The organism is Streptomyces sp. NPDC048671, assembly GCF_055587045.1.
On sequence record NZ_JBVJHB010000012.1, the window covers coordinates 253,166 to 277,145 of the forward strand.

Consider the following 23,980-nt stretch of genomic DNA (forward strand, 5'->3'; position numbering starts at 1 on the left):
TCTATCCGGTGATGCCGTACGGCTCAGGGGTACGCCAGCGCTCGAACGGACGGTCAAGCGTGTAGCGCCCGTCCTTGCCGAGCACGAGCGTGCGGGACTCCCCGTTGCCTGGATTCGAGAGAGATTCGAATTCGGCCACGGACCAGTGGAACCAGCGCATACAGAACAGCCGCATGGTCAGACCGTGAGTGACCAGCAGGACGTTCGGCGGGTGGTCCGGGTCCTCGAAACTCCGGTGCAGGCTCTCCAGGAAAGCTCCCACCCGGTCGTACACATCCGCCCCGGACTCACCCTGCGCGAGGCGGTAGAAGAAGTGCCCGTAGGTATTCCGGTACGCCTTCTGCAGCTTGACGTCTTCCCGTTCCTGCCAGTTCCCCCAGTCCTGCTCGCGCAGCCGGGGCTCCTCCCGCACCCGCACGCGTTCGAGGTCGAGGCCGAAGGACCTGAACGTCTCGTGCGTACGGCGGTAGGGCGAGACGTACACGCTGACCCGCTCGTCGCCGAAGAGCTCGCGCAGCCGCACCCCCGTCTCGCGAGCCTGCCGCAGCCCTTTTGCCGTAAGCCTCAGCGCATGGTCGGGCTGACGCTCGTACACGGTGTCATCGACATTGCCCTCGGACTCGCCATGCCGGACGAGGACAATGCGTTTCGGTCTTGCCATGTACCGACCCTAGATCGAGTCGCCGCCGTTCGAGCAATTGTCCGGATCCCGACGGTCGCATGTCGCGGGCGCGACACCGGCGCCGCGTCCGCTCACACCGTCCACGACGGTTCGAGCTGCACCACGTCACCCGCGAGCGCCGCGACGTCGTCCTCGGTCTGCGCCCGCTGCGAGAGCCGTTCGACGCTTCCCGCCCGGTACTTGCCGCGTTCTGCGCTCGACTGCCACATGGAAAGGACCAGGAACTCATGGCCCGGCGCCTCTCCGAACACTCCCCGAAGCATCCCGGGCGATCCGGCCATCGCCGGGTTCCACACCCGCTGCTGCATCAGCGCGAAGTGCTCGACCCGGTCCTCGTACACCCTGCTGTGCGCCACCCTGAGCACGTCCGCGTCGGCGAAATCGGGTTCGAAGCCGGTCTTCACGTCGAAGCGGTACTCGAACAGCTTGACCTGTATGTCGTTGCAGGTACCTGACTGCGCGGCGGCCAGCGCGTCGTGCCCGCGTGCCATGAAGGAGTCGTAGAAGACCCGGTTCTCCCAGAACGCGAAGACATGCGCCACCTCCGGCCGGCCACGGCTCCAGCCGCCACCCTGCCCCCTGAAGCCCGGCTCCCCCAGCAGCCCCGCCCACTTCCGCTGCCCCCGCTCGAAACCGCGACGGTCGACCACATTGCAGCGAATCCACTTGACCAGCACGGCCCCATCGTACGGGTGCCGGGCGTGGCGTGGGTCACGCTCTGGCGGAGTGCACCGGAACCGGCCCGCGGAATGATCAACAGGAGCGCACCCCGCGGCACTCGGGCATCATCGACGGTCGATCGCCCCGGCGGTCCGGGGGAGTTCGGTGGCCCGATTCCGCCGCCCGTGGCCAAGCCGGTTGGTTTCACCGACAGTTACGGACATGATCGGGTGATAAAACCGGAGCGACGGCCCCGCGCGCGCAGGAGGGAAGTCCGATGAGCACCCCCAACAAGGACATCGAGAAGGTCGAGGTCAGGCTCAAGTGGGACCCCAGTTCCCAGGGCGAGTCCCCCAATGACCTCGACATCATCGCGGCGACCTACCCGGCCGAGGAGCCGTACGGCAGCCCCGCTTACCTCGTGCACTTCGACAGCCGTGCCCCCGACGGCACGATCACGCTCAACCGGGACAGCCGGACCGGTCAGGGCCTGGGATACGACGAGGTGATGACGCTGGAACTGGACCGGCTGTCGGAGTCGTACAGTCGGGTCATCGTCGGTGTGGCCATCCAGCAGCGCGACGGCCACAAGACCTTCGACGCCGTGGAGAACACCGCGGTGCAGATCCGCGAGGGCTACGACGCCCTGGCCGAGGACGACTTCTCGGCGGTCGGGTCCTCCACTGCGGCCGTCGTCGCCGAGTTCGTCCGGGACGCCTCTGGAGTCTGGCTGTTCCACGACACGGTACGGGGCTTCGACGGGGACGCCGACTCGTTCGCCGCGACGATGGGAAGCCGCCCTTCCGGAGCGTGAGACTCCGGTTACGGGTCGGGGCGGGAAGGTCTCCGAGGAGATCTTCCCGCCCCTTGGCCGGCCGCTCTTCGCGGCTCAGCCGTTGTGCCTCAGGCTGCCGGGATCAGCTGCAACCGCTGGTCGAGCCGCAGCCCTCGCAGATGTAGCAGGATCCGGCGCGCTGCATCTTCGTACCGCAGGAGAAGCAGAGCGGGGCGTCGGCGCTGATGCCCAGCTGCATCTCGACGAGCTCCGCCGAGGTGTGCGCCGTCTTCGGGTCCGGCTTCTCGGCCGCCCGCACGGGGGCGACCGCCTTCAGCGGTTCCGCCGTCCGCACGGGGGCGGACTGGGCCAGGCTCTCGACGTCCAGCTCGTCGTCGTCCAGCGAGGCCTCGTACGAACCGGTGTCGAGGTGGCGCTGACGCTCGTCGGCCGAGTGGATGCCGAGCGCCGAGCGGGTCTCGAACGGCAGGAAGTCGAGCGCCAGGCGGCGGAAGATGTAGTCGACGATCGACTGCGCCATCCGCACGTCCGGGTCGTCCGTCATGCCGGCCGGCTCGAAGCGCATGTTGGTGAACTTCGAGACGTACGTCTCCAGCGGGACGCCGTACTGCAGACCGACCGAGACGGCGATGGAGAAGGCGTCCATCATGCCCGCGAGGGTCGAACCCTGCTTGGACATCTTCAGGAAGACCTCACCGAGACCGTCGTCCGGGTAGGAATTGGCGGTCATGTAGCCCTCGGCACCGCCCACCGTGAAGGAGGTCGTGATGCCGGGACGGCCCTTGGGCAGGCGCTTGCGGACCGGGCGGTACTCGACGACCTTCTCGACCGCGGTACGGATGGTGTCCTCGGTCTTGGCGGTGACCGCCGCCTTCTCCTTCTCCTTGGTCTTCGCGGAGAGGGGCTGGCCGACCTTGCAGTTGTCGCGGTAGATCGCGAGCGCCTTGACGCCCATCTTCCACGCCTCGAAGTAGACCTCTTCGACGTCCTCGACGGTGGCCGTCTCCGGCAGGTTCACCGTCTTGGAGAGCGCGCCGGAGATCCACGGCTGGATGGCCGCCATCATGCGCACGTGACCCATCGCGGAGATGGAACGCTCGCCCATCGCGCAGTCGAAGACCTCGTAGTGCTCGGCCTTCAGGCCGGGCGCGTCGATCACATTGCCGTTCTCGGCGATGTGGGCGACGACCGCCTCGATCTGCTCCTCGTGGTAACCCATGCGACGCAGGGCCTGCGGGACGGTGCCGTTGACGATCTGCATCGAGCCGCCGCCGACCAGCTTCTTGAACTTGACCAGGGCGAGGTCGGGCTCCAGGCCGGTGGTGTCGCAGGACATCGCGAGACCGATGGTGCCGGTGGGCGCGATGACCGAGGCCTGCGCGTTACGGAAACCGTTCTTCGCGCCGAGGCGGATGACGTCCTGCCAGGCCTCCGTCGCGGCGGCCCAGATCTGGTTGTCGAGGTCGTCCGCGTGGACGGCCACGGCGTTGGCGTCGGAGTGCTGCTTCATGACGCGCAGGTGCGGCTCGGCGTTGCGGGCGTAGCCGTCGTACGGGCCGACGACCGCCGCCAGCTCCGCGGAGCGACGGTAGGAGGTGCCGGTCATCAGCGAGGTGATGGCGCCGGCGAGCGCGCGGCCGCCGTCGCTGTCGTACGCGTGGCCGGTCGCCATCAGCAGGGCGCCGAGGTTGGCGTAACCGATGCCCAGCTGGCGGAACGCGCGGGTGTTCTCACCGATCTTCTCGGTCGGGAAGTCGGCGAAGCAGATGGAGATGTCCATCGCGGTGATGACCAGCTCGACGACCTTGGCGAAGCGCTCGGACTCGAAGGACTGGTTGCCCTTGCCGTCGTCCTTGAGGAACTTCATCAGGTTCAGCGAGGCCAGGTTGCACGAGGTGTTGTCCAGGTGCATGTACTCGCTGCACGGGTTCGAGCCGTTGATCCGGCCGGACTCGGGGCAGGTGTGCCACTGGTTGATCGTGTCGTCGTACTGGATGCCGGGGTCGGCGCAGGCCCAGGCGGCCTCGGCCATCTTGCGGAAGAGGGACTTGGCCTCGACCTCCTCGATGACGTCACCGGTCATCCGGGCGCGCAGCCCGAACTTCCCGCCGGCCTCGACGGCCTTCATGAACTCGTCGTTCACCCGGACCGAGTTGTTGGCGTTCTGGTACTGGACGGACGTGATGTCGTCGCCGCCCAGGTCCATGTCGAAGCCCGCGTCACGCAGGGCGCGGATCTTCTCCTCCTCCTTCACCTTGGTCTCGATGAAGTTCTCGATGTCGGGGTGGTCGACGTCGAGAATGACCATCTTGGCCGCACGGCGGGTGGCGCCACCGGACTTGATCGTTCCGGCGGACGCGTCGGCGCCACGCATGAAGGAGACCGGACCGGAGGCGTTGCCGCCGGAGGAGAGGAGCTCCTTGGAGGAGCGGATACGGGAGAGGTTCAGGCCTGCGCCCGAGCCGCCCTTGAAGATCATCCCCTCTTCCTTGTACCAGTCGAGGATCGACTCCATGGAGTCGTCGACGGCCAGGATGAAGCAGGCGGAGACCTGCTGCGGCTGGGGCGTGCCCACGTTGAACCAGACCGGCGAGTTGAAGCTGAAGATCTGGTGCAGGAGGGCGTACGCCAGCTCGTGCTCGAAGATCTCCGCGTCCTCCGGAGAGGTGAAGTAGCTGAAGTCCTCGCCGGCCTTCCGGTAGGTCTTCACGATCCGGTCGATGAGCTGTCGCAGACCGGTCTCGCGCTGCGGGGTGCCTACGGCACCGCGGAAGTACTTGCTGGTGACGATGTTGACCGCGTTCACCGACCAGAAGTCGGGGAACTCGACGCCACGCTGCTCGAAGTTGATCGAGCCGTCGCGCCAGTTGGTCATGACGACGTCACGGCGCTCCCACGCCACCTCGTCGTACGGATGCACGCCGGGGGTGGTGTGAATGCGCTCGATACGCAGGCCCTGCTTGGTCGCAGTCGACTTGGTCCCCTTGTTGCGGGAACCTCGTGCCGGGCCGCTCGCCGTCTCTGTCATGCCGCCTCCCATATGTGGGCAAAAACGCCCTGAAGTGCCGAGAACTTCCCCGGGCACAGTGTGTGTCTGGTACTTCGGACGCCGCGCAGGGCATCCGGAGCAGGTCTGTGTGCCGCCCGGCCGCCGGTCCACGGACCGGCGGCGGTCGGCCTGCGCCGCTCAGTCGGCGGCGACGGCGGGAACGGGGACCTCAGGGGTCTCGCCGGTCCCGCATCCTTCTGCGAGAGGCCGCTGCTCGCGGAGTTCCACGATGGCGGCCTCGAAGTCTTCGAGGCTGTTGAACGCCCGGTACACGGATGCGAACCGCAGGTAAGCGACCAGGTCGAGTTCCTGCAGGGGGCCGAGAATGGCCAGGCCCACGTCGTGCGTGGTCAGCTCGGCGCTGCCGGTGGCGCGCACCGCCTCCTCGACCCGCTGGCCGAGTTTGGCGAGGGCGTCCTCGGTGACCGGCCGCCCCTGGCACGCCTTGCGCACGCCGGAGATGACCTTGGTACGGCTGAAGGGTTCGGTCACGCCGCTGCGCTTCACCACCATGAGCGAGCAGGTCTCCACCGTGGTGAAACGGCGGGAGCAGTCGGGGCACTGACGGCGCCGGCGGATCGAGGTCCCGTCGTCGGTGGTGCGACTGTCGACGACCCGGCTGTCGGGGTGCCTGCAGAAGGGGCAGTGCATGGCTCCCAACCCTCCTTCACAGCACGACTGAATGGCCTCATCAGGCCCCGCGAGGGGCCTTCGAAGCAGTCTCAAGCATAGGCGATGACCGCACCCCCGAAGGACGGGGACCACAACTTCTGGGCGGCTGGAACAATCCAACCACTAGATCTTGGGTTTGGCCGCGCATTTGGCCCTAGCGCGTGTCGCGCGTCACGGGCGGCCGGAAGGCAGCGTACGACCGAGCAAGAGGGTACGGGAAGCATCTGGCTCCACCGATCGCGGGTCGGCGGCTTCCGGGGCACGAGGAGGACCGGACGGCGACCCCGCGCGGCGCCACCGCGGCCGCGAACGCTACCGTAATGGTCCGAATTGCCGTTCGACCCGACGGCGGGCAGCGCACCCTCCGGCTTCGCACATACACCTAGCAATGAACGCTCAACAGGCTTTTATTTGTTTTTCACTCGAACGTGTGTTTGGCGCAACCTTTCGAAAGCTACTACCGTTGTGCAGCTAGGGAGACCATTCGAGAGGGGCCGACGTGACCACCACCGCAGACAGTGCCATCATCACTGCCCAGGACCGCTCCCAGAGCCGACTCGAGCCGGTGCATGCCATGAATGACTCAGGCACGAACACGGAGGGGCCGGAGCCCGCGCGCCCAGCGCGCTCGCTTCCCGGGCGACCTCCTGGAATCCGGGCGGACAGCTCGGGGCTCACGGACCGCCAGCGGCGAGTGATCGAGGTCATCCGGGACTCCGTGCAGCGGCGGGGGTACCCCCCGTCGATGCGGGAGATCGGTCAGGCGGTGGGCCTTTCCAGTACGTCCTCCGTCGCGCATCAGCTCATGGCTCTGGAGCGCAAGGGCTTCCTGCGCCGCGACCCGCACCGCCCCCGGGCGTACGAGGTGCGCGGTTCGGATCAGCCCAGCACACAGCCCACGGACACCACGGGGAAGCCGGCGGCTTCCTATGTGCCGCTGGTCGGCCGGATCGCCGCCGGTGGCCCGATCCTCGCCGAGGAATCCGTCGAGGACGTCTTTCCGCTCCCCCGCCAGCTGGTCGGTGACGGAGAGCTCTTCGTGCTGAAGGTCGTCGGTGACTCGATGATCGAAGCGGCGATCTGCGACGGCGACTGGGTCACCGTCCGGCGTCAGCCCGTGGCGGAGAACGGAGACATCGTCGCGGCGATGCTGGAGGGCGAGGCCACGGTCAAGCGCTTCAAGCGGGAGGACGGTCATGTCTGGCTGCTCCCCCACAACTCCGCGTACCAGCCGATCCCCGGCGACGAGGCGACCATCCTCGGCAAGGTCGTGGCGGTGCTGCGGCGGGTGTGAGGCCTCGACCGCTCCGACGGGGCCCCGGGATCGGCTGTACGTACCGACCCCGGGGCCCCGTCCGTGCGACCCGGCCCCGTCCGGGACTACTTCTCCTCCGCCTTCGCGGCGGCATCGATCGCGGCGAGCGAGCGACGCGTCTGATTGCGGTCGGTCGTGTACCAGAAGTCGGGGAGTGAGGCGCGCAGATAGCTCCCGTACCGGGCATTGGCGAGCCGCGGATCGAGCACCGCGACGACGCCCTTGTCGCCGGTGGCACGGACGAGCCGGCCGGCGCCCTGCGCCATCAGCAGTGCGGCGTGTGTCGCCGCGACGGCCATGAAGCCGTTGCCCCCCGCTTCCTCGACCGCCTTCTGGCGGGCGCTCATCAGCGGGTCGTCGGGGCGGGGGAACGGGATCCGGTCCATGACCACCAGCTGACAGCTCGCCCCGGGGACATCCACGCCCTGCCAGAGCGAGAGCGTGCCGAAGAGACAGGTCTCCGGGGAGGCCGCGAAGTTCTTGATCAGCTCTCCCAGTGTCTCCTCGCCCTGGAGCAGGATCGGCCTGTCCAGCCGGCTCCGCAGCTCCTCGGCGGCCGACTGGGCGGCCCGCATGGACGAGAACAGCCCGAGGGTGCGGCCGCCCGCGGCCTCCACCAGTTCGGCGAGCTCGTCCAGCATGTCAGTGCGGGAGCCCTCCCGGCCGGGTGTCGCCAGATGCCGGGCGACGTACAGGATTCCCTGCTTCGGGTAGTCGAAGGGCGAGCCGACGTCGAGCCCCTTCCACTGCGGGATGTCGTCGCCCGCGGTGCCTTCGGGTGCGAGCCCGAGTGACGCTCCCACTCCGTTGAAATCGCCGCCGAGCTTCAGCGTGGCCGAGGTGAGTACGACGGAGCGGTCCGTGAAGAGCTTCTCCCGCAGCAGTCCGGAGACGGAGAGCGGGGCGACCCTTACGGAGGCACCGAAGCGGTCGTGGCGTTCGTACCAGACGACGTCGTACTCGGAGCCCTGCGTGATGCGTTCGGCGACACCGTGGATGGTCTCCACCGAGGCCAGTGCCTGCTTGCGGACGGCGTCCTCGTCCTGGACGGACTTGTCCCGGGTGGAGCCGAGGGCGGAAATCACCGTACGTGCCGCGTCGCGCAGGGCCATCAGCGCGTAGCCCAGATCCTCCGGCACCTCCTCAAGGCGGCCGGGGAGCGCCAGCTCCATCACGCGCTCGAAACCCTCCGACGCGCTCAGCAGCGCGTCGGCGGCCTTCTCGTTGACCAGCTTCGCCGCGCGCCGCACCGCTCGGCCGACCTGGCCGGGGGTGAGCTCGCCGGTGGCCACGCCGGTGACCCTGGAGACCAGCTCATGGGCCTCGTCGACGATCAGCACCTCGTGCTGCGGGAGCACCGGGGCGCCCTCGATGGCGTCGATGGCGAGGAGCGCGTGGTTGGTGACCACCACATCGGCGAGCTTCGCCCGCTCACGGGCCTGTTCGGCGAAGCACTCCGCCCCGTACGCGCACTTGCTGGCGCCCAGGCACTCGCGGGAGGAGACGGAGATCTGCGCCCAGGCACGGTCGGAGACACCCGGGGTGAGGTCGTCACGGTCGCCGGTCTCCGTCTCGTCCGACCAGTCCCGCATCCGCAGCAGGTCCTGGCCGAGCTTGCTCGACGGGGCCGCGGCCTCGAACTGGTCGAAGAGCCCCTCTTCCTCCTCCTGCGGCACTCCTTCGTGGAGGCGGTGCAGACAGAGGTAGTTCGACCGGCCCTTGAGCATCGCGAACTGGGGGCGGCGGCGCAGCAGCGGATGCAGGGCGTCGACCGTACGTGGCAGATCCCGCTCCACCAGCTGGCGCTGGAGGGCCAGGGTCGCTGTGGCCACCACGACACGCTCGCCGTGCGCCAGGGCGGGCACCAGATAGCCGAGCGATTTGCCCGTGCCGGTACCGGCCTGGACGAGCAGGTGGGAATGGTCGTCTACGGCCACGGCGACCGCGTCGGCCATGGCGGCCTGACCGGGCCGCTCCGTACCGCCGACGGCGGTCACGGCGGCGTGCAGGAGCTCGGGGAGGGATGGCTTCGTCATAGCGCGACCAGCCTACGGGGCGCCACTGACAACAGCGATCAGTCCCGGCCTCACGCGGAGGGGTGGAGCGGGTTGGCCACCGTGCCGTGGACCGCCGCGTGCGGTCGCTCGGGGCGGTCCCGGTAGCCGTCCAGATGCAGGCGGTTGCGGTTCAGACAGAGGCGTTCGATGCGCGGCGTCAGCATGTCGAACATCTCGAACCTGTCCTTCAGCTCGGGAAAGCGGGCGTGGTGGCGCAGGATCTCCGCCCGGACGAGTGACCAGAATTCGGCCTCCGGAACGCCCAGCTGCTCCTCGCAGAGCGGGGAGAGGAAGCGGAAGACGCCGGTGAAGAGCCCGGAGTGGATGAACTGGGTGAGGAAGGCCGGCTCCTCGGTGAGCAGGACGCGGCGTACGTCGGGCGGCATGGTGTCGTGCTCCGGCAGCGGCCGGGCGCTGACGTTCACGTCGTCCACGAAGTCCTTGATCGCCAGACGCACGGGGACGTCCTGGCCGTCGAAGACGACGATGGCGTTCTCGCCGTGCGGTGAGAACACGGTGCCGTAGCGGTAGAGGAAGTGCAGGAGCGGCGGGAGCAGCGCGGCGAAGAGCCGGGTCAGCCACGCGGTGGGGGTCAGTCCCGAGCGGGCGACCAGCTCGGCGGTGAAGGAGCGGCCCTGCGGATCGGTGAGCAGCAGCGAGGCGAGGGTGCGGGCACGCTCGCCGGGTGCCAGACGCGGAAGGAGGGGCTCGCGCCAGATCGCGCCGAGGATCTCCTTGAACTGGTACGGCGTCTCGGGGAGGTGGTCGTACAGCGGGTGCTCGACCGTGACCGATGCCACCTCTCCGAGCAGGATGACGCCGCAGGTGTCGCGCAGGAAGGGATCGCCGTCGCGCAGCCCCTGGACCCAGCCGGTGACCGCGGGGGCGGCGAGGGTGCGTTCGGTGGGGAGCCCGCGCCAGACCAGTGTGTTGAGGATCGACAGCGGCAGTTTGACGGTGTGCCGGTCGGGCCGCTCAAGGTTGACGAAGGTACGGATGGACTGCTGGGGCAGCCGCAGATCCGGGTCGACGTGCAGGGGGACGATGTCGCCCGCGGCGATGGCCGGAGCGAACAGGGGCACGATCCATTCGTCCCACTGCCAGGGGTGGACGGGCAGACAGTAGTAGTCGTCGGGGTCGAGGCCCCGGGCGCGGAGGGCGGCGGCGAAGGACTCGCGGACCGCTGGGTCGAGCTCCTGGGCGTAGAGCTGCTCGGCGGAGGCGAGCGAGTTCACGCCCCGGTAGGCGGCGATCCGGGAGGAGACGGCGATCCACGGCAGTCTGACCGGCCTGCGGGCCTCGGGGGTGAAGCGGGACGCGTCGGTGGCGGAGAATCCGAGCCGCCCTTTGTTGGCGACGATCCAGGGGTGGCCGGTCTGGTGTCCTTCGAGTTCCGCGTAGTCGAGGTCGGCCAGCTCGGCGACGTTGAGCGCGCCGTGGTCGAGGCGGGCGTCGGCGGTGAGCGTGGTGGTGAGCTCGCGGACGAGGTGGCCGAGGGTGGCGCCGTCGAGCCCGAGGAGACGGCGGGCGCGGGCGAGGAAGAGGAGCGGGTCGCGGAAGGGGACGCCGGCGGGGACGGAGCCCTGGGCCGGATCGGGATGTCCGGCCCGGCGGCCGGGCTCGGCGGGCATGTCAGGCCCCGGCGCGGCGGGCGCGACGGGTGGGGTGGGCGCTTCGGGCGCTTCGGCCGGGGTCGCGGCGAGTGCGTGTGCCTCGGTCTCGGCGGTGGTCGCCTCGCGGATCGAGTCGGGGGCGACCCGCCAGCTGCCGTAGACCCCCCGCCCGGCGGTGAAGATCAGGCTTCCGCCGTCGTCCAGCACGAGGGTGTACGTAACGCCCCCGGCGGATCGCGGAACCGGCTGGATGACTTCCTCGTAGGCGAATTCGCCGAGCATCTTCGCAAGCATCCGGGCGGCGGCTCGGTCCCACACCGCCCGGTTCAGTTCTGGAGTGCTGAGCAGCGCGGGCGACTCCGCTGAATCATGGCTCGCAGGATATGTGGGCACGGGGACTCCTCGGGATGGAACCGATGGGGTTCGAGCGGTGTAGAGAAGGCAGCAGATGGTTCACAGCTGGGCACGGTTGGCTCGGTCGCGAATCATCAGCGCGGCCCGCTTGTCCGGGAGTTCGACCTCCGCGGAGAAGCGGAATCCGGCGCTGAGAAAGGCGGAGACGGAAGGGGTATTTCGGAGGTCCGGTTCGGCGACGACTCGTGTACACAGGGGTCGGTTGTCGAGTACGAGGTCGGAGGCGGCCCTGAGCAGCGAGGTGCCGACTCCGTGGCCGCGATTGTTCACTTCACCGATGAGGAGGTGGATTCCGGTGTCATGCGGGCGGGCGGGGTAATGGCGGGCCAACGGGTCCAGGTCGGCGCGGTAGATCTCCCAATAGCTCATGGGGACGCCTGACAGCACCCCGAGGCAGGGGAGGCTGCGTCCGTCGCCGTCGAGTTGGGGCATCAGATGCTCCGCCGTGACGGTTTCGGCTCCGGCGAGTTCCCAGAAGGCCGCCACGGCAGGGTCGTTCATCCAGCGGCTGATCACCGCGAGGTCGCGCTCCAGCCGCACGGGCACGAGCTGGAACACTCCGGCCGGCGTGGTGACGGGCTTCCACGAAACGGCCGGCCGGTCGAGCAGTTCGGAGACGGCTGCTCGGCACTCGGTGCCGGGTGTGCCGGGTGTGCCGTGCGTGCCCGGTGTGCCGCGTATGCCTGGTATGTCCTGCGCCAGGAATGCGAGGAGGTCATCGGTGAGCTCGAGATCCAGCGTGTCCTCGGCCCCCGTACCGGCCTGGAGGGCAGGGCCGGTTCCGGGTTCGGCGTGTGCGTCGGTGGGAGGCACGGTGATGCTCTCCTCTCTCAGCAATTCGGACGACGAGGTCGCTTCGGGCCCAGTGGGGTTCCTTCAGCAGCAAAGGGGGTTGGTGATGGTGACGTAGACGGACTGGGTGTCGACGGGGCCGACGAGTTCATCGAGGCCGTGCAGCCGGGTCAGCATGTTGGCCTTGCAGCGCAGGCGCGGAGTCTCCAGCAGGTGTGCGGGGAGCGGGGATCCCAGCCCGGTGGCCGCTGCCAGGAACCGGCGGAAGGCGGCGAGGAGCATCCTTTCGTCGGCGAGCCGCTGGGCACCGAACGCTCCGATCAGACCGAACACGTTGTTGATGCCGAGGTAGTACGCGAAGCGCTCGTCGGTGACGGCATCGGAGACGAAGGTGTCGCTGACCGATCCGATGCCGGGGAGCCTGCGCTCAAGGGCCGAGCGGTGTGACTCACGGAAGTAGTAGCCCTGATTGTCGCGGTAGCGGCCGCCGACCGGCCAGCCCTCGGCGTCGAGCATGACCAGGGTGTTCTGCTGGTGGGCTTCGAGGGCGACCCCGGCGTGTGCGTCGAGCCAGAGCACCGGCCGCACGACACGGTCGAGGTAGCGCAGGAACCACTCGGCGGCGACGGCGGTCGTGGTCCGTCCGGTGCCTGCGGTGAGCCGGCGGACGAGGTCGGCGAGGCGGGAGTGCATGCCTTCCCGGCCCGGCCAGGGGCGCGGCGCGGTGAGTCCGGCGATGCAGACCGCGTCGTCGTGCCGGCCGAAGGGGTTGTGGCGCAGCATGACGTCGAAGCCGTGGACGGGCTCGCCGTCCGGGGTGTCGACCGCGAGCCATGCGGGGTCCCGGATGATGTCGAAACCGGGCTGGGCCAGGTGCAACTGCGTGGCGAGTCCGCTGCGCAGCAGACGGTGGACCTCCACCCCCCGGTGGAGTTCCTTGCGGAGGTTCTCACGGCGGGAGTTGGTGATGCGCAGTCCGAGGGAGAGCTTCAGCATGGTGTCGACGCCGGGCCGCTGCACGGTGCGCACCGACGAGGTGGGGTGCCAACGCGCTCCGTACGGGCCCAGATCGTGCACGAGTCCGGCGTCGAGCAGGGCGGCGACCTCGGGCCGGTTCCCCAGTTCCCGGGCCTGCCAGGGGTGGAGCGGAATCGGCGCGGTGTGCTCGGGGAATCGCAGCCCCTCGGCGTGCCGGGCCACGAGTTCCGTCGCCGGCACCGGTCGGCCCTGGTCGGTCCATGCGGAGTCGGATGCCAGTACGGACCGGTCGACGGCCATCCAGTGGAGAGGGAAGGAGCCGTTCAACTCAGGTGAGTAGAGGCGGGATTCGGAGTCGGAGAGACCTTCGCGGCTTTTGGGAGAGGGGTGGAGAGGATGTCCGAGGAGAAGTGACTGCTCCGCGGTGAGGAAGAGGTCGGCCTCGGCAGGAGCAGTGGGGCGGCGGCGTTGGCTGTCGATGAATCCGGCGGTTCGCCTTACCGAGTCGGCCACCCTGGCCACCATGTCGGCGCCCTCGTTGTGGTCGGCCTCGCGGCCCAGGAGAGCGGCGACGGTGACGGCGTCCGCGGTGGGTGCCCCGTCGGGTGCCTGTTCCAGGACGGGCGCGCCGAAGCGGTGCCAGCCCGTGGCCGACCAGTGGCGGACGGGGACGAGCAGGGCGGTGCCGCTCGCGGTCAGCGGGATGCGGAGGGTCTCCCCCTCCGGGCGGGGCAGATCGCATTCGCGGACCCAGCAGCGCAGCAGGTTCTCGATGCCGGCGGCGTCCGCGGCCTGGACCGGGTCCGGGTGGTCCAGGGGGTCGGCGGCCGGTGCCGGGCAGGCGGGCGTTGCCCTGGAGGCGTACCACTGACCGTGCGGCACCTCCTTCTGACGCGGCACGGTCGTCGGCTCGACAGTGAGGTGGCCGGATGTTCCGGCCTCTCCTCGGTGGGGGCTGGAGGGAGGGCCGTCGGCCTCGGGCGCGGGGGTGGGGTTCACGGCGGTCTTTCCTGTGATGGTGTCCGGATCAGCGGATCGACCCGGTCGCGGTCCGTCGGTGCGGTGAGCGCTCCGCGGCTGCCATGGCGTCGGCAAGGCGGTCGATGACCGCTGTTGCCTGTTCGTCGGTGAGCGTGAGGGGAGGTAGCAGGCGTACGACCGTGGAGTGACGGCCGCCGAGTTCGACGATGAGGCCTCGGCGCAGGCACTCCTGCTGGACGGCGACGGCGAGGACCGGGTCGGGCGGGGGCTCGTTACCGCCGTCCACCGGGGCCGCCTCGGGGTCGACAAGTTCCACCCCGATCATCAGGCCACGTCCTCGGACGTCGCCGATGCACGGGTGGTCCGCGGCGAGTGCCCGCAGGCTCGCCAGCATCCGGGCGCCGAGGATCCCGGCCCGCTCGGCGAGCTTGTTCTCCCGGACGTGGGCGAGGGTGGCCGTGCCTGCCGCCATCGCGAGCTGGTTGCCGCGGAAGGTGCCCGCGTGGGCACCGGGCTGCCAGGTGTCGAGTTCAGAGCGGTAGACGATCACAGCGAGCGGGAGGGAGCCGCCGATGGCCTTGGAGAGCACCATCACATCGGGAACGACCCCGCTGTGCTCGACGGCCCAGAAGGCACCGGTCCTGCCGACGCCGGTCTGGACCTCGTCCGCGATCAGAGGGATGGACCGGGACGCGGTGATTTCCCGCATCCGGCGCATCCAGCCGTCCGGGGCGGGGTTGACGCCGCCCTCACCCTGTACCGGTTCGAGGATCATTCCGGCCGGCGCGGGCGTTCCGCTCTTCGGGTCGTCCAGCACCGTCTCGGTCCACCGCGCGGCAATCCGCGCGCCGCGCTCGCCGCCGATACCGAAGGGGCAGCGGTAGTCCTGGGGGAAGGGGAGACGGGTCACCCGGACGTCCCCGGCGCCGCCGGATGCCGCGAGGGCGCCGGCTGTCATGCCGTGATAGGCGCCGGTGAAGGCGAGCAGGCCGTTGCGTCCGGTGGCGGAGCGGACCAGCTTGAACGCCGCCTCGACGGCGTCCGTACCGGCGGGTCCGCAGAACTGGATCCGCGCGTCGTCCGCGAACTCGGACGGCAGCGTGGCGAACAGCTCCGTCGTGAAGGCGTCCTTGACCGGGGTGGCCAGATCGAGCACATGCAGGGGTGCGCCTGAGTCGAGGACCTTCTTGATCGCTTCCAGGACGACCGGGTGGTTGTGCCCGAGGGCCAACGTCCCGGCTCCCGACAGGCAGTCGAGATAGCGCCGCCCGTCCGCGCCCTCGATCGTCAGCCCCCGGGCCCGTACCGGGACGATCGGCAGCGACCGGGCGTAGGTACGGGCGGCCGACTCGCGCATGGCCTGGCGGCGCAGGATTCCCTCGTACGCCGCGGGCGGCGCCGGAGCTGGTTCGGTCACGGCCACGGCTCTTGATCCTCCCGCTGTAACAGTTGCGTTGCACGTCAGCACGATTCCGCAGGGACGGACTGCGGGGGTGAACTCTGTCCCTGTGTCCCCCGGATGTACCAACGACGCAGGACGCAGGGGATCACGGGTAAATCTGAAGATCCTTGCGGAGCGGAACCATGCCCCTGCCGCACACCGTCCACACCGGCACCGGCATAGTGGGGGACCGCGCCGAGCCTCCGGGACAGCTTCCCGGCGGCCGCGGCACCTCCGGAGCAGTCCCGGAACGCCATCCGGGGAACCGTCCGGTGTGCCGTACGGAGTCCGGTGCGCCGTGCAGAAGTGCAGTACAGAAGCGTTGAGTTACGAAGTCCCAGGGGGATCACCAGATGCGACTCATTCGACCAGCAGCCACCGCACGCCGTGGGGGGAGCGCCCGTCGTTCCTCCTCCCCCGTGCTCGCCACCGCGGCGGTCGCCGCCGTCCTCGCCCTCACCGCGACCGCCTGCGGACCGGACGACGACGGTGCGAGCGCCGAGCCGAGCGGCAGCTCCGCGGGCCGGACGTCGGACAACAAGATCACCGTCCCGGACGATCTCAAGGACCGGCTCAAGGAGCACGGGATCGACCTCGGCCAGTGGAAGAACGGCGACTGGAAGAACTGGGACAAGGACAAGTGGCTGCGTGAGGCCAAGGACTTCATCAATCCGATCATCGCGGGCCTCTGGGACCCGGACCGGATGCGGGACGCGGACAAGTCGCCCGAGAAGCCCGTCGACAACGACATCTCGGGTGACGAGGGCGTGACCGACCCGACTCCCGCGCCGGTCCAGGCCGTGGGCGTGAAGACTCCGCTCCACGCCAACGCCGCCGAGTCCGGAAAGCTGTTCTTCGACGGCCCCGAGGGCTCGATGGTCTGCTCGGCGACCGTGGTGAAGGACCCTGCGCACCCCGGCAAGTCCAACATGGTGTGGACCGCCGGCCACTGCGTCCACGCGGGCAAGAAGGGCGGCTGGTACCGCAACATCGCCTTCGTGCCGTCGTACAACGACAGCGGCCTGTCGACCGCTGAGCTCCGGAACAACCCGCCCAAGGAGAAGGTCGCCCCGTACGGCGTGTGGTGGGGCGCGTGGGCGCAGACCTCCGAGCAGTGGATCGACCAGGGTTCCTCGGTCGGCGGTCTGGGCGCCCCGTACGACTTCGCGGTGCTGCACGTGACACCGGAGAAGGGCTCGAACGGGAAGTCCCTGGAGGAGACCGTCGGTGCGGCGCTGCCCGTCGAGTTCAACGCCCCGGCCGTCCCCGAGATCGCCGGCATGACGGCCACCGGCTTCCCGGCCGCGCCGCCGTACGACGGCCAGAAGCTGTTCCAGTGCAAGGACAAGCCGGGCCGGCTCTCGCTCACCAAGGCCGACCCGACGATGTACCGCATCGGCTGCTCCATGACCGGTGGTTCCTCCGGTGGCGGCTGGGTCGCGGCGGGCCGGGACGGCAAGCCCGCACTGGTCTCGAACACCTCCATCGGCCCGGTGAAGGCCGGCTGGCTGGCCGGTCCGCGCCTCGGCAAGGAGGCCAAGGGCGTCTACGACTCGGTCAGCAAGAAGTACGCGGGACAGTGAGGACGGATCGTCACCCGTCCAGGCACGGGTGACGGCCGGTCAGGGGCCTTCGGTTCCGGCGGGAATGCCGCCCGCCGGAACCGAAGGCCCCTGACCTGTCGACGGGCCGTCCGGGCCTTCTTCCGGGCCCCCACACCCCGCACAGGGTGGTCCCGCATCGTCACCGACAGCCGGTCCGGCCGGCGTTTCGCATGACACGCTCATGCCATTCATAAGATTTCAGGGGGAATCTTTTCCATGCGATCCATACGTCCGCTGCTCGCGGTCACCGGCCTCGTCGCCGCGCTGACTCTGACCGCCACGGCCTGCGGTTCGAGCGAGGACAAGGCGGCCGACAAGCCCGCCGCCACGGAGACCGCCGGTGCCGGCGACGGCGGCCTGTCCGCCGGTCTGGCCGACACGCTGAAGAAGCACGGTGTCGACCCGGAGAAGTGGAAGAACGGCGAGTGGAAGAACTGGAACAAGGACAAGTGGCTGCGTGAGGCCAAGGACTTCGTGAACCCGGTCATCGACGGGCTGTGGAAGCCCGACCGGATGAAGTCCGCCAAGGACCCGGCCAAGACCATGTCCGCCGGCGACCTCTCCGGCGGCCAGGGCGTCAGCGACCCCGAGCCGAAGCCGGTCAGCGCCGAGCGCGAGAAGACGCCGTACCACGACTACGCGGCGCCGGTCGGCAAGGTGTTCTTCGACTCCCCCGAGGGCCACATGGTCTGCTCGGGCACGGTCGTCAAGGACCCGGAGAACCCGGGCAGGTCCAACCTGGTGTGGACCGCCGGCCACTGCGTCCACGCCGGCTCCCGGGGCGGCTGGTACCGCAACATCGTCTTCGTTCCCGCGTACAACGACCAGGGCAAGGACGCCGCCGCGCTCCGGAACGCGCAGCCCCAGGAGATCGCCCCCTACGGCGCCTACTGGGCCGACTGGGCCACCACCTCCGGCGAGTGGCTGGCCGACGGAGGCCCCACCGGTGGCGAGGGCGCGCCGTACGACTACGCGGTCCTGCATGTGAGGCCGGAGAAGGGCACGAAGTCCCTGGAGGAGACCGTGGGCAACGCTCTGGCGGTCGACTTCGACGCCCCCGAGGCCAAGCAGATCAGCGCGATGGGCGCCTGGGGCTACCCAGCCGCCCCGCCGTACGGCGGCCTGATCATGCACAAGTGCGTCGACCGTCCCGGCCGGCTCTCCATCAGCCCCGCCACCCCCACGATGTACCGCATCGGCTGCACCATGACCGGCGGTTCCTCCGGCGGCGGCTGGTTCAGCGAGGGCAACGACGGGAGACTGGTGCTGGTCTCCAACACCTCCATCGGCCCGGTGACCTCGGGCTGGCTGGCCGGACCTCACCTGGGCCGGGGCGCCGAGGAGATCTTCACGATGATGAGCGACAAGTTCGGCGGTCAGTGACGACACCGCACGACGAACGGCCGACGGCCCGCTCCCTGGATGGGGAGCGGGCCGTCGGTCCGTACGGTGCTGCGCCGCGGTCAGTGCACCGCGGGTACGAACGTGGAGAGCTCCGAAGCGAGTTCCTCGTGCACCCGTGCCTTGAGCAGGGTGCCCTCCGGCAGGTGCTCCTCGGAGATCACCTCGCCCTCGGCGTGCACCCGGGAGACCAGGCCGCCCTGGGTGTACGGCACGAGCGCCTCGATCTCGACCGAGGGCCGGGGCAGTTCGCTGTCGATGAGCGCGAGCAGCTCATCGATTCCGGCGCCGGTCCTGGCCGACACCGCGATCGCGTGCTTCTCGATGCGCAGCAGCCGCTGGAGCACCAGCGGATCCGCGGCATCCGCCTTGTTGATCACCACGATCTCGGGCACGTCCACCGCACCCACCTCGCGGATCACCTCGCGCACGGCGGCGAGCTGCTCCTCCGGCACCGGGTGCGAGCCGTCCACCACGTGCACGATCAGGTCGGATTCGGCGACCTCCTCCATGGTGGAGCGGAACGCCTCGACGAGGTGGTGCGGCAGATGCCGCACGAACCCGACGGTGTCGGCCAGGGTGTAGATCCGGCCGCTCGGTGTCTCGGCCCGGCGCACGGTCGGGTCGAGGGTGGCGAACAGCGAGTTCTCCACCAGCACGCCCGCGCCGGTCAGCCGGTTGAGGAGTGAGGACTTACCGGCGTTGGTGTAGCCCGCGATCGCGACCGAAGGCACCTTGTTGCGCCTGCGCTCCTGGCGCTTGATCTCGCGGCCGGTCTTCATCTCCGCGATCTCCCGGCGCATCTTCGCCATCTTCTCGCGGATCCGGCGCCGGTCCGTCTCGATCTTGGTCTCACCGGGGCCACGGGTCGCCATGCCGCCACCGCCGCCGGAACCGGCGCCGCCCATCTGACGGGACAGCGACTGACCCCAGCCTCGCAGCCGCGGCAGCATGTACTGCATCTGTGCCAGCGAGACTTGCGCCTTGCCCTCACGGGACTTGGCGTGCTGGGCGAAGATGTCGAGAATCAGGGCGGTCCTGTCGACCACCTTGACCTTGACGACATCCTCCAGGTGGATCAGCTGGCCGGGGCTGAGCTCACCGTCGCAGACGACGGTGTCGGCCCCGGTTTCGAGGACGATGTCGCGCAGCTCCAGGGCCTTGCCGGAACCGATGTAGGTGGCCGCGTCGGGCTTGTCGCGGCGCTGGAAGACGGCGTCGAGCACCTGGGCCCCGGCCGTCTCGGCGAGAGCCGCCAGCTCGGCGAGCGAGATCTCCGCGTCGTGCACGGTGCCCGAGGTCCAGACACCGACCAGCACCACACGCTCCAGGCGCAACTGCCGGTACTCGACCTCGGTGACGTCCTCGAGCTCGGTGGAGAGTCCTGCCACCCGCCGCAGCGCGGCGCGCTCGGAGCGGTCGAGCTGTGCGCCGTCCCGCTCTCCGTCGATCTCGTGGCTCCAGGCGACGTCCTCTTCCATCAGGGCGTCGGCCCGAAGGGGCTCGTTGAGGCTCTCGGTGACGTTCTCCGTGGCGCTCTGCGCGTCCTGCGCGTCCTGGGGAAGGGAAGAAGAGGAGGTCATTGGATCCTTACGTCGAAGAAATGGTCTGTAACAGTCACAACGCGTGACCTCCCCGGATGATTCCCGCACGGGGAAGGCTCCGGTCCGGCCGCCGCGGCGACCCGTCGATAGTGACATGGCCCGCCCGGCCCGTCACGCGGGTTTACCGCCCGCCGGTGCGGTGCTGTGCCAGTCCGGGTGGCCGGGCATGGGCGGCGTACGTGTCCCGTACAGCCAGCCGTCGAAGAACGTGCTCAGGTCGCGTCCCGCCACCCGGGACGCCAGCCGGGTGAAGTCCGCCGTGGCGGCGTTGGAGTCGCGGTGCGCGCGCACCCAGAGCCTCTCCAGCCGGTCGAAGGCGCCGTGGCCGATCTCCTGGCGGAGCGCGTACAGGACGAGGGCGCTGCCGTCGTAGACCACCGGGCGGAACAGGCTGATCTTCTCGCCGGGGGCCGGCGCGTCGGGGCGCGCGGGCGGTCCTCCGTCGGCGCGCCAGCCGTCGGAGCTGGTGTAGGCGTCACGCATCCGGCGTTCGAGCGGCTTGTCGCCGTGCTCCTCCGCGTAGCGCGCCTCGTACCAGCTGGCGTGTCCCTCGTTGAGCCAGAGATCGGACCAGGTCCGTGGCGAGACGCTGTCGCCGAACCACTGGTGTGCCAGCTCATGGACCATGACCGAGTCGACGTACCACTCGGGGAAGCCGTCGTCGGTGAACAGGCGGCGTTCGAAGAGCGACAGGGTCTGGGTCTCCAGCTCGAAGCCGGTGTCGGTGTCGGCGATCAGTACGCCGTAGTTCTCGAAGGGGTAGCGGCCGACCTGCTTCTCCATCCACGCCAGCTGCCCGGGTGTCTTCCTCAGCCACGGTTCCAGCCGCTTCCGGTCCGCGGCCGGCACGACGTCGCGCACCGGCAGTCCGTGCGGCCCGGTCCGCCGCACGACGGCGGACTTCCCGATGCTGACCTGGGCCAGTTCGGTGGCCATCGGGTGGCCGGTGCGATAGGTCCAGGTGGTGCGGTCGCCGTGCCGGGTACGCCCGGTGCGCAGACCGTTGGCCACCACCGTCAGGTTCTGGGGGGCGGTGATCCGGAAGGTGAAGTACGCCTTGTCGGCCGGGTGGTCGTTGCTGGGGAAGACCCGGTGCCCGGCGTCGGCCTGGTTGGCCATGGCGAGTCCGTCGGCGGTCCGCACCCAGCCGCCGCTGTTCCGCTCCCCCCGTGGGTCGCTGGTGTGCCGGACCGTGATCCGCAGCGGCACGCCGGCCGGGAGCCGGCCGGGCGGCTCGACGATCAGGTCCTCGTCCTCGACCGCGAAGCCGGCGCGCAGGCCGTTGACTTCGACGGAGTGCACGGTGCCCCGGGTGAAGTCGAGGTTGATCCGGTCCAGCGGCCCGGTCGTCCGCGCGTCGATCGTGGTGACGGCTTCGAGCGGTTCATCGTTGCGGCCCGGGTAGTCGAGGCCGATGTCGTAGGCGAGTACGTCGTATCCGGGGTTGCCGAGGTGGGGGAAGAGCGGGTCACCGATGCCGAGCGGCACCGGTGCGGGCAGGGTGGCGGCGACGAGAGTGGCCGATGCGGTGGCCAGCAGAGCGGCCCGCAGACGGCGGGAGAGGAACGGCATGGACTACGGCTACCAGCGCCGCCCGCCCGTCAGGGGACGGCGCGCGCCGCGCCACTCGAACGAGATCCGCGGTGGCCGATGACGCGGGCCGGGCCCGGGAGCCCGCCGGGTCAGAGAACGGCGGCCGGGTGCTGGGCGCGGCTCACGTCGTACACCCCCGGTACGTCACGCATGGCGCGCATCAGTGAGGGCAGGCCCGCGGCGTCGGGGAGTTGCAGGGTGTAGGTGTGCCGCACGCGCTGTTCACTGGGCGGTTCGACGGTGGCGGAGATGATCGCCGCGTCCGCGCCGGCGATCGCCTCGGTGAGGTCGGCCAGCAGCCGGGGCCGTCCGAAGGACTCCGCGACCAGCGTCACCCGGCATTCGGACGCGTCGCCCCAGCTCACCGCGACCGGTACCCGGCCGATGGCCTCCATACGGGCCGCCGCGGGGCAGGCCAGCCGGTGGACGGTGACGGCGCCGCCGCGCACCGTGAAGCCGGTGACGTCGTCGGGCGGTACGGGGGTGCAGCAGCCGGCGAGCCGTACGGTGGCGTCCGGCCGGTCGACCAGGGCGCTCGCGGTACGGCCGCCCGGCCCCGCGGATCCCGGCGGCGCGGGCTGCGGTACGGGCCTGGCGTCCACGGGCCGGCTGCCGGGCACGGTCTCCGGATCCTGCGGATGGGCGTCGAGCCAGCCGGTGATCGCGATGCGCGCCGTGGGTGTCCGGGCGTGGTCGAGCCAGCTGGGCGAGGGCCCCGAAGCGGTGTCCTCGGCGAGGAGCAGCTGCACGGTGTCGCCGTCGCCGAGCGCGGTGCCGAGCGTGGCCAGCCGGCCGTTCACCCGGGCCCCGATACAGCTGTGTGCCGCGTCCCCGTACTGCGCGTAGGCGGCGTCGACGCAGCTGGCGCCCGCGGGCAGGCCGAGCGTGCCGCCGTCGGTGCGGAAGACCGTGATCTCGCGGTCCTGGGCGAGGTCGGCGCGGAGTGTGGTCCAGAAGGTGTCGGGGTCGGTCGCGGACTGCTGCCACTGGAGGAGCCGGGACAGCCAGCCGGGCCGGGTCGGGTCGGCGCGTTCCCCGTCGGCCGGTTCGGCGGTCTGCGCGACGCTGTCCGCGGCGTACGGATTGCCGAGCGCGATGACGCCCGCCTCGGCGACCTTGTGCATCCGGTGGGTGCGGATGAGGACTTCGGCGACCTCGCCCTCGGGTCCCACCACGGCGGTGTGCAGCGACTGGTACAGGTTGAACTTCGGGGCCGCGATGAAGTCCTTGAACTCGGAGATCACCGGGGTGAAGCAGGTGTGGAGTTCACCGAGGACCGCATAGCAGTCGGCGTCCTCGCCGACGAGCACCAGCAGCCGTCCGAAGTCGGTGCCGCGCAGTTCGCCGCGTTTGATGCTGACCCGGTGCACGGAGACGAAGTGCCGCGGTCTGACGAGGACTTCGGCGGGGATACCGGCCTCCCGCAGCACCGAGGAGACGTTCCCGGCGATGGCGGTGAGCGGGTCGGCCGCAGTGGTGGCGGCGGAGATCACGGCGCGGGTGTGTGCGTACTCCTCGGGGTGGAGGATCGCGAAGACGAGATCCTCCAGCTCGGTCTTGAGCGCCTGCACCCCGAGCCGTTCCGCGAGCGGAATCAGTACGTCGCGGGTGACCTTGGCGATCCGGGCCTGTTTCTCGGGGCGCATCACGCCGAGCGTGCGCATGTTGTGCAGCCGGTCGGCGAGCTTGATCGACATCACCCGGACGTCGTCCCCGGTGGCCACCAGCATCTTGCGGAAGGTCTCGGGCTCGGCCGCCGCGCCGTAGTCGACCTTCTCCAGCTTGGTGACGCCGTCGACCAGATAGCGGACCTCGTCGCCGAACTCCTCCCCCACCTGGTCGAGGGTCACCTCGGTGTCCTCGACCGTGTCGTGGAGCAGCGACGCGGTCAGCGTCGTCGTCTCGGCGCCGAGTTCGGCGAGGATCAGGGTGACCGCGAGCGGGTGTGTGATGTACGGCTCGCCGCTCTTGCGCATCTGCCCGCGGTGCGAGGACTCCGCGAGGACGTAGGCCCGGCGCAGGACGGTGAGGTCGGCGTCGGGATGGTGGGCCCGGTGCGCCTCCGCGACATGGCCGATGGCGTCCGGCAGCCGGTCCCGGGAGACCGGGCCGAGCAGGGCGACCCGGCCCAGCCTGCGGAGGTCGATCCGGGGACGGCCCCGCCTGCGGATGGGGGCACCTGGGTTGGTGGCCTCTGCGCTCATGGGGCACCTCCGGCAACGTCGACCGGCGGTGAGAAGGTGCGGTCGCGCCTCCGGGCCGGTGCTTGATGCTACCGACCCCACCACGTGGCGGAGTCCGGCTCTCGCCCAGCGTGAAACGGATCAC

General features: G+C 69.9%; 16 protein-coding genes. 4 read left to right on the forward strand and 12 right to left on the reverse strand.

The features are described 5' to 3' along the window. Position 1 precedes the first annotated feature (1 nt). The gene (locus tag ACZ6S6_RS25215; RefSeq protein ID WP_362965748.1) at positions 2-661 is read right to left on the reverse strand and encodes a histidine phosphatase family protein; all 660 of its coding nucleotides are present in this window, start codon (positions 659-661) and stop codon (positions 2-4) included. Between the two features lie 92 nt (positions 662-753). Beyond that, complete coding sequence (locus tag ACZ6S6_RS25220; RefSeq protein WP_362965746.1) at positions 754-1,359, reverse strand: YdbC family protein; 606 nt, start codon at positions 1,357-1,359, stop codon at positions 754-756. Between the two features lie 260 nt (positions 1,360-1,619). Between ACZ6S6_RS25220 and ACZ6S6_RS25225 the strand changes: the two genes are divergently transcribed. Further along, a complete protein-coding gene (locus ACZ6S6_RS25225) occupies positions 1,620-2,156 on the forward strand; it encodes a TerD family protein (protein WP_362965744.1) in 537 nt (178 codons plus the stop codon). 103 nt (positions 2,157-2,259) lie between these two features. Here ACZ6S6_RS25225 and ACZ6S6_RS25230 read toward each other — a convergent pair whose 3' ends face one another. Both ACZ6S6_RS25230 and nrdR read right to left on the reverse strand, forming a co-directional pair. Continuing rightward, a complete protein-coding gene (locus ACZ6S6_RS25230) occupies positions 2,260-5,166 on the reverse strand; it encodes a vitamin B12-dependent ribonucleotide reductase (protein ID WP_469707003.1) in 2,907 nt (968 codons plus the stop codon). Between the two features lie 159 nt (positions 5,167-5,325). Continuing rightward, positions 5,326-5,838, reverse strand: a complete 513-nt coding sequence (nrdR, locus tag ACZ6S6_RS25235) for a transcriptional regulator NrdR (protein ID WP_362965740.1) — start codon at positions 5,836-5,838, stop codon at positions 5,326-5,328. A 520-nt stretch (positions 5,839-6,358) separates the two neighbouring features. Here nrdR and lexA point away from each other — a divergent pair. Beyond that, the gene (gene lexA / locus ACZ6S6_RS25240) at positions 6,359-7,153 is read left to right on the forward strand and encodes a transcriptional repressor LexA (RefSeq protein WP_362965738.1); all 795 of its coding nucleotides are present in this window, start codon (positions 6,359-6,361) and stop codon (positions 7,151-7,153) included. 86 nt (positions 7,154-7,239) lie between these two features. Here the strand turns inward: lexA and ACZ6S6_RS25245 are convergent, their stop codons facing one another. From ACZ6S6_RS25245 to ACZ6S6_RS25265, 5 genes are all read right to left on the reverse strand, one after another. Then, positions 7,240-9,210, reverse strand: coding sequence for an ATP-dependent DNA helicase (locus ACZ6S6_RS25245; RefSeq protein ID WP_362965736.1), 1,971 nt, complete (start codon positions 9,208-9,210; stop codon positions 7,240-7,242). A gap of 50 nt (positions 9,211-9,260) precedes the next feature. Then, positions 9,261-11,237 carry an IucA/IucC family protein gene (locus tag ACZ6S6_RS25250; protein ID WP_469707004.1) on the reverse strand — a complete coding sequence of 659 codons (1,977 nt, stop codon included), beginning with the start codon at positions 11,235-11,237 and terminating at the stop codon, positions 9,261-9,263. A gap of 60 nt (positions 11,238-11,297) precedes the next feature. Beyond that, positions 11,298-12,071 carry a GNAT family N-acetyltransferase gene (locus ACZ6S6_RS25255; protein ID WP_469707005.1) on the reverse strand — a complete coding sequence of 258 codons (774 nt, stop codon included), beginning with the start codon at positions 12,069-12,071 and terminating at the stop codon, positions 11,298-11,300. A 63-nt stretch (positions 12,072-12,134) separates the two neighbouring features. Then, positions 12,135-14,027: an IucA/IucC family protein gene (locus tag ACZ6S6_RS25260; protein ID WP_469707006.1), complete on the reverse strand. Its 1,893-nt coding sequence runs from the start codon at positions 14,025-14,027 to the stop codon at positions 12,135-12,137. Positions 14,028-14,055: 28 nt separating this feature from the next. Continuing rightward, positions 14,056-15,432, reverse strand: a complete 1,377-nt coding sequence (locus ACZ6S6_RS25265) for a diaminobutyrate--2-oxoglutarate transaminase family protein (RefSeq protein WP_469707007.1) — start codon at positions 15,430-15,432, stop codon at positions 14,056-14,058. A gap of 371 nt (positions 15,433-15,803) precedes the next feature. Between ACZ6S6_RS25265 and ACZ6S6_RS25270 the strand changes: the two genes are divergently transcribed. Beyond that, positions 15,804-17,033 (forward strand): trypsin-like serine peptidase, encoded by a 1,230-nt coding sequence (locus ACZ6S6_RS25270; RefSeq protein ID WP_469707008.1) that lies wholly within the window; start codon positions 15,804-15,806, stop codon positions 17,031-17,033. Positions 17,034-17,270: 237 nt separating this feature from the next. Further along, a complete protein-coding gene (locus tag ACZ6S6_RS25275; protein WP_469707009.1) occupies positions 17,271-18,437 on the forward strand; it encodes a trypsin-like serine peptidase in 1,167 nt (388 codons plus the stop codon). A gap of 80 nt (positions 18,438-18,517) precedes the next feature. On the opposite strand, the gene hflX is transcribed toward ACZ6S6_RS25275, so the two are convergent. From hflX to ACZ6S6_RS25290, 3 genes are all read right to left on the reverse strand, one after another. Further along, the gene (gene hflX, locus ACZ6S6_RS25280; RefSeq protein ID WP_362965272.1) at positions 18,518-20,038 is read right to left on the reverse strand and encodes a GTPase HflX; all 1,521 of its coding nucleotides are present in this window, start codon (positions 20,036-20,038) and stop codon (positions 18,518-18,520) included. Positions 20,039-20,170: 132 nt separating this feature from the next. Continuing rightward, entirely contained in the window at positions 20,171-21,631 is a 1,461-nt protein-coding gene (locus ACZ6S6_RS25285; protein ID WP_469707010.1) for a M1 family metallopeptidase, read from the reverse strand. Between the two features lie 110 nt (positions 21,632-21,741). Continuing rightward, a complete protein-coding gene (locus tag ACZ6S6_RS25290) occupies positions 21,742-23,856 on the reverse strand; it encodes a RelA/SpoT family protein (protein WP_362965268.1) in 2,115 nt (704 codons plus the stop codon). Positions 23,857-23,980 lie beyond the last annotated feature (124 nt).